This is a genomic window from Nitrosospira multiformis ATCC 25196, assembly GCF_000196355.1.
GTDB classification, from domain to species: Bacteria; Pseudomonadota; Gammaproteobacteria; order Burkholderiales; family Nitrosomonadaceae; genus Nitrosospira; species Nitrosospira multiformis.
The window spans coordinates 553131-568321 of the sequence record NC_007614.1 but is presented as its reverse complement, the minus strand read 5'-3'; the positions used below and the strand labels follow the sequence as shown (position 1 = coordinate 568321).

10 protein-coding genes, 3 tRNA genes and 3 rRNA genes are annotated in these 15191 nt (G+C 52.5%); 1 reads left to right on the top strand and 15 read right to left on the bottom strand.

Annotated features, from left to right (window positions below; all coding sequences use genetic code 11):
• Positions 1-381: 381 nt before the first annotated feature.
• The 7 genes from rrf to NMUL_RS02620 all read right to left on the bottom strand — a co-directional run bounded on the left by rrf (position 382) and on the right by NMUL_RS02620 (position 8019).
• Positions 382-494 (bottom strand): 5S ribosomal RNA (gene rrf / locus NMUL_RS02650).
• 125 nt (positions 495-619) lie between these two features.
• Positions 620-3509 (bottom strand): 23S ribosomal RNA (locus NMUL_RS02645).
• Positions 3510-3880: 371 nt separating this feature from the next.
• Positions 3881-3956: transfer RNA gene (locus NMUL_RS02640), tRNA-Ala, on the bottom strand.
• Between the two features lie 7 nt (positions 3957-3963).
• Positions 3964-4040: transfer RNA gene (locus tag NMUL_RS02635), tRNA-Ile, on the bottom strand.
• Between the two features lie 124 nt (positions 4041-4164).
• A 16S ribosomal RNA gene (locus NMUL_RS02630) occupies positions 4165-5700 on the bottom strand.
• The 16S, 23S and 5S rRNA genes sit together here with 2 tRNA genes alongside, the layout of an rRNA operon.
• 472 nt (positions 5701-6172) lie before the next feature.
• Positions 6173-7384: a tyrosine--tRNA ligase gene (gene tyrS / locus NMUL_RS02625; protein WP_011379864.1), complete on the bottom strand. Its 1212-nt coding sequence runs from the start codon at positions 7382-7384 to the stop codon at positions 6173-6175.
• Between the two features lie 17 nt (positions 7385-7401).
• On the bottom strand, positions 7402-8019 hold the full coding sequence (locus NMUL_RS02620) for a superoxide dismutase (RefSeq protein WP_011379863.1): 618 nt from the start codon (positions 8017-8019) through the stop codon (positions 7402-7404).
• Between the two features lie 548 nt (positions 8020-8567).
• On the opposite strand from NMUL_RS02620, the gene NMUL_RS02610 reads away from it, so the two are divergent.
• On the top strand, positions 8568-9830 hold the full coding sequence (locus tag NMUL_RS02610) for an OmpP1/FadL family transporter (protein WP_011379862.1): 1263 nt from the start codon (positions 8568-8570) through the stop codon (positions 9828-9830).
• A gap of 47 nt (positions 9831-9877) precedes the next feature.
• Here NMUL_RS02610 and NMUL_RS02605 read toward each other — a convergent pair whose 3' ends face one another.
• The 8 genes from NMUL_RS02605 to NMUL_RS02570 form a co-directional block, all read right to left on the bottom strand.
• Positions 9878-10303, bottom strand: a complete 426-nt coding sequence (locus tag NMUL_RS02605) for a group III truncated hemoglobin (protein ID WP_011379861.1) — start codon at positions 10301-10303, stop codon at positions 9878-9880.
• A 388-nt stretch (positions 10304-10691) separates the two neighbouring features.
• Entirely contained in the window at positions 10692-11645 is a 954-nt protein-coding gene (gene rpoS / locus NMUL_RS02600; RefSeq protein ID WP_011379860.1) for an RNA polymerase sigma factor RpoS, read from the bottom strand.
• Positions 11646-11660: 15 nt separating this feature from the next.
• Positions 11661-12743, bottom strand: coding sequence for a peptidoglycan DD-metalloendopeptidase family protein (locus tag NMUL_RS02595; RefSeq protein ID WP_011379859.1), 1083 nt, complete (start codon positions 12741-12743; stop codon positions 11661-11663).
• A 39-nt stretch (positions 12744-12782) separates the two neighbouring features.
• A complete protein-coding gene (locus NMUL_RS02590) occupies positions 12783-13445 on the bottom strand; it encodes a protein-L-isoaspartate(D-aspartate) O-methyltransferase (RefSeq protein WP_041352772.1) in 663 nt (220 codons plus the stop codon).
• 25 nt (positions 13446-13470) lie between these two features.
• Positions 13471-14238: a 5'/3'-nucleotidase SurE gene (gene surE, locus NMUL_RS02585; RefSeq protein WP_011379857.1), complete on the bottom strand. Its 768-nt coding sequence runs from the start codon at positions 14236-14238 to the stop codon at positions 13471-13473.
• Positions 14239-14331: 93 nt separating this feature from the next.
• Positions 14332-14408: transfer RNA gene (locus tag NMUL_RS02580), tRNA-Pro, on the bottom strand.
• 126 nt (positions 14409-14534) lie between these two features.
• A complete protein-coding gene (locus NMUL_RS02575; protein WP_011379856.1) occupies positions 14535-14900 on the bottom strand; it encodes a MerR family transcriptional regulator in 366 nt (121 codons plus the stop codon).
• Positions 14881-15186, bottom strand: coding sequence for an integration host factor subunit alpha (locus tag NMUL_RS02570; RefSeq protein WP_011379855.1), 306 nt, complete (start codon positions 15184-15186; stop codon positions 14881-14883). The genes NMUL_RS02575 and NMUL_RS02570 overlap by 20 nt, the downstream gene beginning before the upstream one ends.
• Between the last annotated feature and the right edge of the window lie 5 nt (positions 15187-15191).

Here is a 15191-nt window from a genome sequence, read left to right as displayed (position 1 = left end):
AGCCTGACTTATCAGGCTACGGACTTGGCGGTATTGATACCGTTTCCTGGAACAAGAGGGGAACGGCAGTCCGTGCGGAAGCCGCATGAGGATAGCCGCAATCCACGCCGGCTACTCGACAATCTTCAGAACCCTCTCCATTCCGTACTCCCTATGGCTCTTGAAAAAGTTGTGAAGCTGATCACCAGCGCCAGTAACAGGGATAAAAATCGGGGGAATAAAAATCGCTGTAGTTTCATGATGATTTCATTGCCTGATGATTTTCTTGTCATCTGAGCTGAAATTCGATCGTGGAAACTGCACATGCAAGAATAAGCTGATTCCGACGTATCAATAAAAAAACCCCGACTCTCGTAAGAATCGGGGTTTTTTCTATAAGGTGCCTGGCAGTGACCTACTTTCGCATGTGAAAACACACTATCATCGGCGCGACTTCGTTTCACGACCCTGTTCGGGATGGGAAGGGGTGGGTCCAAAGTGCTATGACCACCAAGCGTAACTTTTAGTGGCATCCGAAAAAAGCAATGAGCAACCCTGGCTTTTATCGAAAACCGCAATCTTGAAGAAGTAAATGGGAATGATTGTATCTGATAAACACCTTGTCCTTGCTTAAGGTTATAGGATCAAGCCGCACGGTCAATTAGTATCGGTTAGCTTAACGCATTACTGCGCTTCCACACCCGACCTATCAACGTCGTAGTCTTCGACGAACCTTTAGGGGGGTTTAACCCCCGGGAAGTCTCATCTTGAGGCGAGTTTCCCGCTTAGATGCTTTCAGCGGTTATCTCTTCCACACTTAGCTACCCGGCGATACGACTGGCGTCATAACCGGTACACCAGAGGTGCGTCCACTCCGGTCCTCTCGTACTAGGAGCAGGTCCTCTCAAACTTCCAACGCCCACGGCAGATAGGGACCAAACTGTCTCACGACGTTTTAAACCCAGCTCACGTACCACTTTAAATGGCGAACAGCCATACCCTTGGGACCGGCTACAGCCCCAGGATGTGATGAGCCGACATCGAGGTGCCAAACTCCCCCGTCGATATGAACTCTTGGGAGGAATCAGCCTGTTATCCCCGGCGTACCTTTTATCCGTTGAGCGATGGCCCTTCCATACAGAACCACCGGATCACTATGACCTGCTTTCGCATCTGCTCGACTTGTCAGTCTCGCAGTCAAGCACGCTTTTGCCATTGCACTATCAGCACGATTTCCGACCGTACCTAGCGTACCTTCGTACTCCTCCGTTACACTTTGGGAGGAGACCGCCCCAGTCAAACTGCCTACCATACACGGTCCCCGATCCAGATAATGGACCTAGGTTAGAACCCCAACAACACCAGGGTGGTATTTCAAGGTTGGCTCCATGAACTCTAGCGAGTCCACTTCAATGCCTCCCACCTATCCTACACAGATGTTGTCAAGGTCCAATGTAAAGCTACAGTAAAGGTGCACGGGGTCTTTCCGTCTAGCCGCGGGGAGATTGCATCTTCACAAACATTTCAACTTCGCTGAGTCTCAGGAGGAGACAGTGTGGCCATCGTTACGCCATTCGTGCAGGTCGGAACTTACCCGACAAGGAATTTCGCTACCTTAGGACCGTTATAGTTACGGCCGCCGTTTACCGGGGCTTCGATCAAGAGCTTGCACCCCATCACTTAACCTTCCGGCACCGGGCAGGCGTCACACTCTATACGTCCACTTTCGTGTTTGCAGAGTGCTGTGTTTTTATTAAACAGTCGCAGCCACCATTTTTTTGCAACCCCCTTCCGCTTCACGCGCGAGGCGCTACACGTACAGAGGGCACACCTTATCCCGAAGTTACGGTGTCAATTTGCCGAGTTCCTTCTCCTGAGTTCTCTCAAGCGCCTTGGAATTTTCATCCCGCCCACCTGTGTCGGTTTGCGGTACGGTCTTCGTTCAACTGAAGCTTAGTGGCTTTTCCTGGAAGCAGGGTATCACTCACTTGGCACCCCGAAGGGTGTTTCGTTATCACGCCTCAACTAAGCCGCCCGGATTTGCCTAAGCAGCACGTCTACACGCTTCAACCGGGACATCCAACACCCGGCCGAGCTAACCTTCTCCGTCCCCACATCGCATTGAACAAAGGTACTGGAATATTAACCAGTTTCCCATCAGCTACGCATTTCTGCCTCACCTTAGGGGCCGACTCACCCTGCGCCGATGAACGTTGCGCAGGAAACCTTGGGCTTACGGCGAGGGAGCCTTTCACTCCCTTTATCGCTACTCATGTCAGCATTCGCACTTCCGATACCTCCAGCAGCCTTCTCAAGCCACCTTCGCAGGCCTACGGAACGCTCTCCTACCATCTACACTTGCGTGTAGATCCCTAGCTTCGGTGCACAGTTTGAGCCCCGTTACATCTTCCGCGCAGGACGACTCGATCAGTGAGCTATTACGCTTTCTTTAAAGGATGGCTGCTTCTAAGCCAACCTCCTGACTGTTTTAGCCTTCCCACTTCGTTTGCCACTTAACTGTGTCTTTGGGACCTTAGCTGAGGGTCTGGGTTGTTTCCCTCTCGACACCGGACGTTAGCACCCGATGTCTGTCTCCCACGCTCGCACTCTTCGGTATTCGGAGTTTGCCATGGTTTGGTAGGCCTAAACGGCCCCCTAGCCATAACAGTGCTCTACCCCCGAAGGTGATACGTGAGGCACTACCTAAATAGTTTTCGGAGAGAACCAGCTATTTCCAGATTTGTTTAGCCTTTCACCCCTACCCACAGCTCATCCCCTAATTTTTCAACATTAGTGGGTTCGGACCTCCACGAGGTGTTACCCCCGCTTCATCCTGGCCATGAGTAGATCATCTGGTTTCGGGTCTACACCCAGCAACTAATCGCCCTATTAAGACTCGCTTTCGCTATGCCTCCCCTATACGGTTAAGCTCGCTACTGAATGTAAGTCGCTGACCCATTATACAAAAGGTACGCAGTCACGGAACAAGTCCGCTCCCACTGTTTGTATGCATGCGGTTTCAGGATCTATTTCACTCCCCTCCCGGGGTTCTTTTCGCCTTTCCCTCACGGTACTGGTTCACTATCGGTCGATTACGAGTATTTAGCCTTGGAGGATGGTCCCCCCATATTCAGACAGGATTACACGTGTCCCGCCCTACTTGTCCCAATCCTAGTTCCACACTCAAACTTTCGCCTACGGGGCTATCACCCACTATGGCCCGACTTTCCAGACGGTTCGACTAGTTCGAGTGCTAAAAATTGGAGGCTGCTCCCATTTCGCTCGCCACTACTTTGGGAATCTCGGTTGATTTCTTTTCCTCTGGCTACTTAGATGTTTCAGTTCACCAGGTTCGCCACACTTGGCCTATATATTCAGCCAAGGTTGACCCTTGCGGGCCGGGTTTCCCCATTCGGACATCTCCGGATCAAAGCTTGTTTGCCAGCTCCCCGAAGCTTTTCGCAGGCTTCCACGTCCTTCATCGCCTGTAATCGCCAAGGCATCCACCACATGCACTTATTCGCTTGATCCTATAACCTTAAGGGCTTTAGAAGCCTAAGCGGATGTCAGCAAAAAACCGACTCCTCTTCATCTTCCAAACCGGTGGTTACAGGTGTTTGCTTCGCATCGCATCCGACTAAAAATGCGATACGTCGATACAATCTAACCCATTATTCCGTTTCTCGGGAAAACGTGGCCTCTAAGGCAACGTATCCGTTGATACGGAATATTTACTTCTTCCAGATTGTTAAAGAACGTCAGGAACCGAATACAAGGAATTCAGAGGTGAATAAAACAATCTGAAAACCTGAACGCTCCCGAAATACAGCCGCTGGTTAAAAACCAGAAGTAAACCTTTCCGTTTACTTCTGGTTTCTAATTAGGTAATTGCTTTTCTGATTGGTGGAGGTGAACGGGATCGAACCGATGACCCCCTGCTTGCAAAGCAGGTGCTCTCCCATCTGAGCTACACCCCCTTTTAGTTGGTGGGTCTGGGTGGACTTGAACCACCGACCCCACGCTTATCAAGCGTGTGCTCTAACCAACTGAGCTACAGACCCTGAACAGAGCCTGGAAACAAAGAGATGGGCCTTTTGTGGTTCTCAAGCCTATTTCCTTAGCCCCCTAGCCTTGCTTTTCTAAACAACCGATAGGTTGTGGGCACTCAAACAGGAATTTCTCTAGAAAGGAGGTGATCCAGCCGCAGGTTCCCCTACGGCTACCTTGTTACGACTTCACCCCAGTCATGAATCTCACCGTGGCAGGCGCCCTCCTTGCGGTTAGACTACCTGCTTCTGGTGGAACCCACTCCCATGGTGTGACGGGCGGTGTGTACAAGACCCGGGAACGTATTCACCGCGACATGCTGATCCGCGATTACTAGCGATTCCGACTTCACGGAGTCGAGTTGCAGACTCCGATCCGGACTACGACGCGCTTTCTGAGATTAGCTCCCCCTCGCGGGTTGGCAACCCTCTGTACGCGCCATTGTATTACGTGTGAAGCCCTACCCATAAGGGCCATGAGGACTTGACGTCATCCCCACCTTCCTCCGGTTTGTCACCGGCAGTTTCATTAAAGTGCCCAACTGAATGATGGCAATTAATGACAAGGGTTGCGCTCGTTGCGGGACTTAACCCAACATCTCACGACACGAGCTGACGACAGCCATGCAGCACCTGTGTTGCCGTTCCCTTTCGGGCACACCCACCTCTCGGCGGGCTCCGGCACATGTCAAGGGTAGGTAAGGTTTTTCGCGTTGCATCGAATTAATCCACATAATCCACCGCTTGTGCGGGTCCCCGTCAATTCCTTTGAGTTTTAATCTTGCGACCGTACTCCCCAGGCGGTCAACTTCACGCGTTAGCTGCGTTACCAAGTCCGTTAAGACCCGACAACTAGTTGACATCGTTTAGGGCGTGGACTACCAGGGTATCTAATCCTGTTTGCTCCCCACGCTTTCGTGCCTGAGCGTCAGTGTTAACCCAGGGGGCTGCCTTCGCCATCGGTGTTCCTCCACATCTCTACGCATTTCACTGCTACACGTGGAATTCCACCCCCCTCTGCCACACTCTAGCCTTGTAGTTTCAAACGCAGTTCCCAGGTTAAGCCCGGGGATTTCACATCTGACTTACAAAACCGCCTGCGCACGCTTTACGCCCAGTAATTCCGATTAACGCTCGCACCCTACGTATTACCGCGGCTGCTGGCACGTAGTTAGCCGGTGCTTCTTCTTCCGGTACCGTCAGTAGTCACGGGTATTAACCGTGACCGTTTCGTTCCGGCTGAAAGAGCTTTACAACCCGAAGGCCTTCTTCACTCACGCGGCATGGCTGGATCAGGGTTTCCCCCATTGTCCAAAATTCCCCACTGCTGCCTCCCGTAGGAGTCTGGGCCGTGTCTCAGTCCCAGTGTGGCTGGTCGTCCTCTCAGACCAGCTACTGATCGACGCCTTGGTAAGCCTTTACCTCACCAACTAGCTAATCAGACATCGGCCGCTCCAAAAGCGCAAGGTCTTGCGATCCCCTGCTTTTCTCCTCGGAGATTATGCGGTATTAGCACACCTTTCGGTGCGTTATCCCCCACTTAAGGATACGTTCCGATGTATTACTCACCCGTTCGCCACTCGCCACCAGGGTTGCCCCCGTGCTGCCGTTCGACTTGCATGTGTAAAGCATGCCGCCAGCGTTCAATCTGAGCCAGGATCAAACTCTTCAGTTCAATACTGGTAAAACTCTCGCTTGACGTTATTCGATTCTGTTTCTCCCGAGTGACCGGGATGATCAGAATCTTGGTACGTTGTGCGAGCACTTCGATTCCTGGAACTGACTGTTTCGCTAAAACACGAAACAGCCGTATGTCCCGTTCAAGTGCCCACACCTATCGGCTGTAAATTTTTAAAGAGCGATGCCGGCTGACAAACTTTGTAACCGATGTCAGCTAGCGAAGGCGGCATTATACAGACGCCTGATACCCGGTCAAGGGTTTTTGATACATTTTTATTTTTCTTCGGAGATTCTTACTCTGGCAAACTTCCGCTTGCCCACCTGCACTATCGCCATATGACCACAAGGCAGCCGGAAAGTTTTGTCGCTTACTTTCTCGCCATCCGATTTACATCACCTTGCTCGATCATGCGAAAGGCGGCATTATACAGACGCCTGATACCCGGTCAAGGGTTTTTTGATAATTTTTATTTTTCTTCGCAGATTGTTACTCTGGCAAACTTCCGCTTGCCCACCTGCACTATCACCATTTGACCACAGGACAGTCTGAAAGTTTTGTCGCTCACCTTTTCGCCATTCAATTTTACACCACCTTGCTCGATCATGCGCAAGGCTTCGGTGGTGCTGGCGGTGAGCCCGGTCTGTTTGAGCAACTGCGCGATCGGCAATCCTTCTTTTCCAGCCTGCAGTATGTTTTCCGGCAAATCATCCGGGATACCTCCCCGCCTGAAGCGTGACTCGAAATCGGCGAGAGCGGCTTCCGCATCCTGCCTGCTATGAAAACGCGTAACGATCTCCTGCGCAAACAGGACCTTGATATCGCGAGGATTGCGTCCATTCCCTACATCCTGCTGCCACTGACGAACAACGCGCAGCGGCTCGAACGACAACAATTCAATATACCGCCACATCAATTCGTCGGAAATAGACATCAATTTGCCGAACATGTTCCCCGGACTCTCGGTGATCCCGATGTAGTTGCCGGCAGACTTGGACATTTTATTGACGCCGTCCAGTCCTTCGAGAAGCGGCATCGTGATGACGCATTGCGACGCTTGCCCGAAGTGTTTCTGCAACTCCCGTCCCATCAGCAAATTGAATTTCTGGTCAGTGCCTCCCAGTTCGATATCTGCGCGGAGCGCGACCGAGTCATAGCCTTGGATCAACGGATATAAAAATTCATGAATGGCAATGGGCTTGTTGCTCTGGTAGCGCTTGCCAAAATCGTCCCGTTCCAGCATGCGCGCAACCGTATGAGTTGCCGCCAGTTTGATCAGATCGGCGGCATTCAGCCTGTCCATCCATGCGGAGTTGAACACCACCTCGGTCTGTTCAGGTTTGAGTATGCGGAATACCTGGTCCTGATAGGATTTCGCATTCTCGGCTACCTGCTCGCGGGAAAGTGGGGGACGCGTAGTATTCTTGCCGCTGGGATCGCCGATCATGCCTGTGAAGTCGCCAATCAGGAATAGGGCGTGATGCCCTAAATCCTGTAAGTGGCGCATTTTATTCAGCAGAACGGTATGACCCAGATGCAAGTCAGGTGCTGTAGGATCGAATCCAGCCTTGATTCTGAGTGGACGATTCTGGGCAAGCTTCTGCTCCAGCTCGTCTTCCAGCAAAAGCTCGCTGCAACCACGCTTGATGATTTCGATTTGTTCTGAAATTGGTATCGTCACATCAGCAGGTCGCGGTATTATTTATCGTTGTCAGCGGCAAAGCCCCAGTTGATCAGCTTGTCGAGCACGGCATTGACATAATCCGGGCGCCGGTTCTGGTAATCAAGGTAGTAGGCGTGTTCCCAGACATCGATCGTTAAGAGCGGCTTCATTCCTTTTGTGAGCGGGAGATCTGCGTTACCCGTCTTTATCACCTGCAGCCTGTCGCCATCGTTTACGAGCCATGCCCATCCGCTGCCGAACTGGGTTGTGGCTGCCGTCGCCAGTTCCTTTTTGCAAACCTCCACGCTGCCGAAAGCGGTCTCGATTTTTTGCTTCAGCGACGCGGGCGGCTCACCCCCGCCCTTGGGCGATAAACTGTTCCAGTAAAAGGTATGGTTCCACACCTGGGCAGCGTTATTGAAAATTCCTGCCTTGTCTGCCTTTCCCGCAGTGGAAGTGATGATCTCCTCCAGAGACATATCCGCCAGATCTGTACCTGCAACCAGCTTGTTGAGATTATCGACATAGGTCTTGTGATGTTTTCCGTAGTGGAAGCCAAGCGTATTTGCCGAAATGACGGGGTCCAGCGCGTTATCCGCATAAGGTAAAGGGGGCAGAACATACGGGGCGCTACCGGTATTTTGATTGCTCATTGTTTTCACTCCCATGTGGTGACATAAAAATTTGATCGGTGCCGCGCTTTCCTCTGAAACCTTGACAAGAGATCAGCGCATCCTGATACCTGCCATACTGGATATCTCCCGCAAAATAGAGCCGAGGATACGGATAAAAAACGGAGCCAGAGTTTCCAGTTCCATTTCATATGCACTTGCAGGGAGAATTATATTTATGAGGGCAAGTATATCCGAAAACAGGAATACCTACGCAGCGCTGCCCGCGCAGCAAATCACTTTTGCAAGTGAGGTGTGGAAACAAATTGCTCGAGCGCAGCAATGACTCCACGGATGGCCGTTACTCCCCAAAGCTGTCTCCGCTTACCCGGGACGGTGTCGAAGCTTTCGATACTTTCATTAAAATCATGAAACCTCTCATTAAATTCCCAAGCATCAGGCTGCAGGACGTGCTCCTTCGGCAGGGTCAGGGCAGGATTTTTAACAGGAACCGAAATATCGACTATGCTTGTAAGCATATGCATCGATAACCGGTGGAAACAGAACTTCTCAAATCAGCAATCCGAATCATGCAAGCTTCCAGATTACTATTGATGCCTTTGCTGTTGACAGGAATCCTGTTCGCTCCCAATGGCGCCCGCGCAGCAGGATTCGCTTTGCAAAACCAGAATGGAGCCGGAAACGGCTACGCCTATGCAGGCGCCGCGGCTGTCGCGCAAGACGCATCCACGATTTATTTCAATCCGGCTGGCATGACCTACCTTGCTCCCGGGCATCATGTTTCCGGAGCGGGCAACCTGCTCATCCGGTCCTTGAGATTCAAGAATACGGGCAGCAGTCCTTTCCTCAGCTATCCCCTGGGCGATAATGGCGGCCAGGCCGGAGGCCTCTCGCCCATTCCCGCTTTTTACTGGAGCATGTCGCTGGGTTCTGCCTTCCGCCTCGGCTTGGGGGTATCCCCCACCTTTGGCAACTCCACGGAATGGAACAAGACCTTTATTGGCCGCTACCAGGGAAGATTCTCTGAAATCTTGGCGATTAATTTCAACCCGAGCTTTGCCTGGCAGTTGAGCGAGGATGTCTCGATTGGCGCGGGTCTGAATATCGTGAAGTTTGACGCGGATTTGCGCAGCATGGTGCCCGTAACATCCCTGCTGCCCCTCCCGGTAGACGTGGAAACAAAGATGAAAGGGGATGATGTAGGCTTTGGCTATAACCTTGGCGTCATGTTCCGGTTTTCACCGTCCACGCGCATGGGGCTCACTTACAGATCGACAGTGGATTTGAAAGTTGACGGCCGACTGAGCGCGCCTGGGACTGTCATTCCCGCTTCGGTCGCTCTCGAGCTTCCAAACACCGCATCCCTGGCAATCTCTCACATGATGAGCGATCGATTGCGATTGCTTGCAGACCTGACCTGGACCGGCTGGGGTCACATACCGGCAATCGTCGCCACGAGTCGCGCTTCCGGTACCATTCTCGCAAATGAACGGCTGGGATTCGAAGACAGTTTCCGCGTGGGTCTTGGCGCGCAATATCAGTATACGGAGCGCCTTCGGCTCCACGCCGGGTTCGCCTACGACCAATCCCCCGTGCGTAACGCCAGGGATCGATCGGTACGTCTGCCGGATTCCGATCGTTTCTGGTTAGCGGTAGGCCTCAACCAGAAGCTTGGCGAACGAACGTCGATCGACGTAGGGTATTCACATGTGTTCTTCAAAGGAGCGGAGATCGAGCGCCCCACCTTCCCGAACCCATTGCTTCAGGTAGTACGCGGCTCATTCAGCACAAACGCCCACATCATTTCCCTTCAACTCAACCATCACTTCTGATTTCGTTGGGGCGACCGGCCACCCGCCAGTGGCTCCCGCAGTGGGGACTACGCGCCGCAGAGCTCCACCAGCTGCCTGTCGGGGTAGCGCTCCATTTGATACCTTAGCCAAAGCCTGCTGCCGATATGCCGCGCCAGCATATCCGCGTTGAACTGTAAATTGGCATTTTCCATCCCGCTCGTGGTCTGGTGGAAAAGTTGAAGCCACCGTTCGAATAATTCCGGCGTCAGTCCAGGCAGGGCTACGTGCTTGGGCATGGGCGCGCCACGGAACCTGCCTGTTCCCCGCAGCTTCATCGACCAGAAATTGATCATCTGCACGAAATGTGCGTCCCAGTCAGTAACATGAGCCTCGAAGATCGGACCGAGCAGCGGATCCTTTCTGGCCGTTGCATAAAACGTATGAACTAGATAGGAAATCTCTTCTTCTGTACACAGGCCCGGATCAGGAGCAAAGAATTGTGGTTCAGACATGGCAGTGATTGTGATATATCTTGGAAAGTGAGAATTTCATCGCAAAAGGCGATGCGGGACTTGGCTCTGATTCGTATTCGAAAGCGGGATTACCCTTAACCTTACTTACTTGTAAATAGTCGGCGACGAAGCTGAATTCGCCCAACCTCAAGTATATCCCTCACTTTAGACAAGTATGAATGTCATAAGTTCGTTAATCAAAGTTTAAACCAGTCCAAGCCGAACGGGATCGGTAAAATGATTTGTAAAAAGAAAGTTTGTCGCCAAAGCGATCAAACGCGTTGATTGCCTGGGGGTTGAAAACTCCAGGAAGTTGAAAACTTGAGGAGCCCCTGAATAAATCCCCGGAGGCGCAACGCGCGTTATGGAAGATTTGGTCAGCGGCTCCTCAAAATACTCCCTCCTTCGATACGCCCTCGCACCTCAGTATCATGCGCAAGGTTTGCAGCGCTTCCAGTTGAATCTGGCGCACGCGTTCGCGTGTAAGATCGAGACTTGCAGCCAGTTGCTCCAGAGTTTGCGTTTCATAGCCGTTGAGCCCGTAGCGCTGCTCGATTATATAGCGCTGTTTATCATTTAACCGGTTCAACCAATCCTGTACGCGACCTTTTATCTCGGACTGCTCCCACATAAGATCCGGGCCGGGACTCTGGTCATCTGCAATTGCATCACCGATTGACAGCAAGGGATCCACATCGAGCGGCGCGTCCAATGACATCATGCTCTGGTTCAAAGACAACATTCTTTGCACTTCCTTGACTGTCCGCCCCAGCAGATGAGCCACATCCTCCGCTTTGGGGTCTTTTCCCGTATGGGCTTCAAGGTGGCGGGCGGCCTGCAATATGATGTTCAAATCCTTGATGACATGGACCGGAAGACGGATAGTCCGCGACTGATTCATGATGCAACGCTCGATATTCTGTCGTATCCACCAAGTCGCATAGGTCGAAAAACGGAATCCTCGTTCCGGATCGAATTTATCAAGAGCGTGCATCATCCCCATGTTGCCTTCTTCTATCAGGTCGAGCAAGGCAACCCCATGGTTGGTATAATGTTTTGCTATATTGACCACCAGTCGCAAATTACACTCAATCATTTTCTGACGTGCGGCAAAATCGTTCTGTCTGACGCGGCGCGTCAGTTCCGCTTCTTCCTTCGGGGTCAGCAGGGCATTATGGCCAATCTCGTTGAAATAGATTTGAGTAACATCGGTCAATAGAAAGTCGTTGGATGTGTCCGTTATTGCGCTGGAGGGCGTGTCGGCAGCCTCATCATCCTGCTCCAGTGAATCCTCCTTCTCGAAGAGTTCTTCTTCGTCAGTGTATTCTTGCTGGTTCATCATGAGCTCATCCTCAATTCATCCGGAAATACCCGGTAAATATTTCAGAGGATCGACCGGTTTGCCATTCTTCCGAATTTCGAAATGGAGCTTGACAAGACCGGCGTCCGTGCTTCCCATCTCAGCAATTTTCTGTCCTTTGATCACCGTCTCCCCTTCCTTCACAAGGAGCTTGCTGTTATGCGCATAGGCGCTGAGATAGGTGTCGCTATGTTTGATAATGATCAGTTTGCCGTATCCGCGTAGGCCCTCGCCGCTATAAACCACTTTCCCTCCTGCGGATGCGGCTACCGTTTGTCCTCTCATCCCGACGATATCGATGCCTTTGGTGCTTTCCGAAAAAAGGTCTGCTACCCTGCCTTTGGCAGGCCATACCCACTCGCCCTGGGCATTATTTCTGATGGCTTCAGATGGAGGAATGGAAATCGTGCTGATTTCGGCAGGCGTTGTTTTTTCGACAGCCGGCGCGACCTTTACCACCGTTACCGGCAGAGCTGCATCCGCCCGGCTTTTCACCTGCGCAAGGGCCTGTTCCGAGTAAGGCAACTTGAACGCCTTTGGTTCTGTTTTCACCTTTCCCACCGGGACCGGTTGTCTTGCTTCCGGCATCGGCATACTGTCTTGTCTGGGTTGTGCCGGCGATGCTGGCGCTACTACGGACGAAGATGGGGCGGACTCCTGAATGGCGAACAGGGTTGGTTGTGCCGCTACCGGCCCCTCGGGTCGGGATAAAAAGATCTCCTGGCCAATCCGGATTGCTCCTGGATCAGGGAGATTGTTCCACGCCGCCAACTCCCTGGGATTAATATTGTTGCTCGTCGCAATACTGTAGAGCGTGTCGCCTCTGCGAACGATATGCACGCCAGGCCGCTGGGATTGAGGGGAGGTTGAAACGCCATTTTTTTGCCGGTCCGGCACGGCCTTGTTACTCATTGGCCCCTGACGAGGCGTGGATGAACAACCTGCAATCAGCAAGCATAATGCGAGGGACAGACAGTATGGGAGAATATGCCGCTGCGCGAAAAATGTGCGAGGAAGATCTTTGCCCAGACCGGAAAGATTACTGTTCAGACTCATATCCCTGATTCGTGTAGCGCTCATTGTTGTCTCGTTTCCCTTGCTCGATATCGTTGCGGTTTCCTAACGCTGCCAGATCCCCGGTATCATTGGGACAAACTTGACTTCGTCCAGTATTGTCTCAGTATAACCTTGCAAGTTGCGTTCGATAACGCACAAAACTTGCTCGCTGGTTCCCCTGGGAAATACCATTCTGCCACGAATGGCTAATTGTTCAAGTAGTGCCGGAGGCATGTGCGGCGTTGCAGCCGTGAGAATGATTCCGTCAAACGGCGCTGCCTCGGAAAGGCCAAGCAGACCGTCAGCATGCTTCAGGCGCACATTGTTGATGCGTAACTCTCTTAGCCGCCCGCGAGTGCGCGTCAGCAGAGGCCCGATACGCTCGACCGAATAGACTTCCCGGGAGAACTGCGCCAGTATCGCAGTCTGATAGCCGGAGCCCGTGCCAATCTCAAGCACCTTGCCCGGATTGGAACCTGCGCGCAGCAACTGACTCATCCTCGCCACGGTGAACGGGTTCGAAATCGTCTGCTCGAAATTGATCGGCAAGGCGACGTCGTCGTAGGCACGGCTTGCCAGCACTTCCTCCACAAAGATGTGACGAGGAACGGTAATCATGGCTGTGAGCACTGCTTCATCCGTGACCCCCTGCGTGCACAGTCGCTCAACCATGCGCGCACGCGTCCGCTGTGAAGTCATGCCGATTCCGGAATGGCGGACGTTCAATCCCGATCTGCCTTGAACACAGCCTTCAGCTCCGCGTGCTGCCAAGAGCGTGACTATTCAGCCATTCCTTTACCGCGTCCAGCTGCCCATACCGGGTGAGGTCGATTTGCAGGGGGGTCACCGATACACGCTTGCGCTGAATCGCGAGAAAGTCCGTTCCCTCCCCGGCATCCTGCGCGGGCCCTGCCGCACCCACCCAATATACTGTCTCACCTCGTGGGGTTTTATACTTTACTACCGGTTCCGCCTTATGCCGGCGCCCCAGCCGGGTGACCTCCAGGCCCTGCAACTCATCGTACGGGATATCAGGTACATTGATATTCAGTAGCACGGGGCCATGAAGTTTATCCGTTTCAAAGCGACGCACTATTTCAGCCGCGACACGGGCGGCAGTAGGGAAATTTCCGGCCGAAAAACCAGCGAGTGAAATGGCAAGGGAAGGTACGCCAAGTAAAAAGCCTTCAGTTGCCGCTGCTACCGTCCCGGAATAAATGGTGTCGTCCCCCATGTTGGCACCATCGTTGATTCCGGATACGACCATGTCAGGCAAGGTGTCAAGCATGCCTGTAACCGCCAGATGCACGCAATCTGTCGGCGTGCCATTGACGTAATAGAAACCGTTGTGGGATTTACGAAGACTGAGAGGCCGGTCCAGCGTAAGCGAATTGCTGGCGCCGCTTCGGTCGCGCTCCGGGGCGACGACTACGATGTCCGCAATGACGGAAAGCGCTTCTGCAAGACAAGCGAGACCCGGCGCAAAATACCCATCGTCATTACTGAGCAGTATGCGCATTTGAACATGCCCCAGGTGATGGTTTCAGCTTAAAGGGGAGATAGATGCGCTCAACCTCCACTGCGCATGACAGTACTTGTTGATAAGCTTGACTGGTCGGGGCGAGAGGATTTGAACCTCCGACCACTTGCACCCCATGCAAGTACGCTACCAGGCTGCGCTACGCCCCGACGTGGCGAATTATAACAATAAACCCGAAAGGTTAGAAACCTGCGGAGTCCCCAATGAATGTCAAGCGGATGTCCGCCAGTGCTTTACAACCTTTTGCAGCCAATGTAATTGAAAAAAGAGAGCTCTCACGAGCGAAGCAACGCCAGTACATCCTGGATCTCGCTACGTAGCGACGCGAGATCGATAGATGAGGAAAGTGTGACAACCGGCAGGGGATTGACGAAACCCTGTCCCAGACGTGCGCGTGCGCCATGGATGGTAAAGCCCTGCTCATAGAGCAACTCCCGAATGCGGCGAATCAGCAGCACTTCATGGTGTTGATAGTAGCGCCGATTGCCCCGGCGCTTGACTGGTTTCAGTTGCGTAAACTCCTGTTCCCAGTAACGCAATACATGCGGCTTCACACCGCATAGTTCGCTTACTTCTCCAATCGTGAAATAGCGTTTGGCGGGAATAGGGGTAAGCGGAGTATCAGGCGTTATCTTTGCCATGCTGATTCTTTTCAACCATCGCCTTCAGTTTCTGGCTTGCATGGAAAGTAACTACCCTGCGGGCAGTGATAGGAATTTCTTCACCTGTTTTGGGATTCCGGCCGGGACGCTGGGGCTTGTCGCGTAACTGGAAATTACCGAATCCCGATAGCTTGACGCCGTCGCCATTTTGCAGCGCAATGCGAACCTCTTCGTAAAAAGACTCCACCATGTCCTTGGCTTCGCGTTTGTTGAAACCGACTTTTTCAAAGAGCAAATCCGCCAGCTCGGCCTTTGTTAAGGTCATAGTCC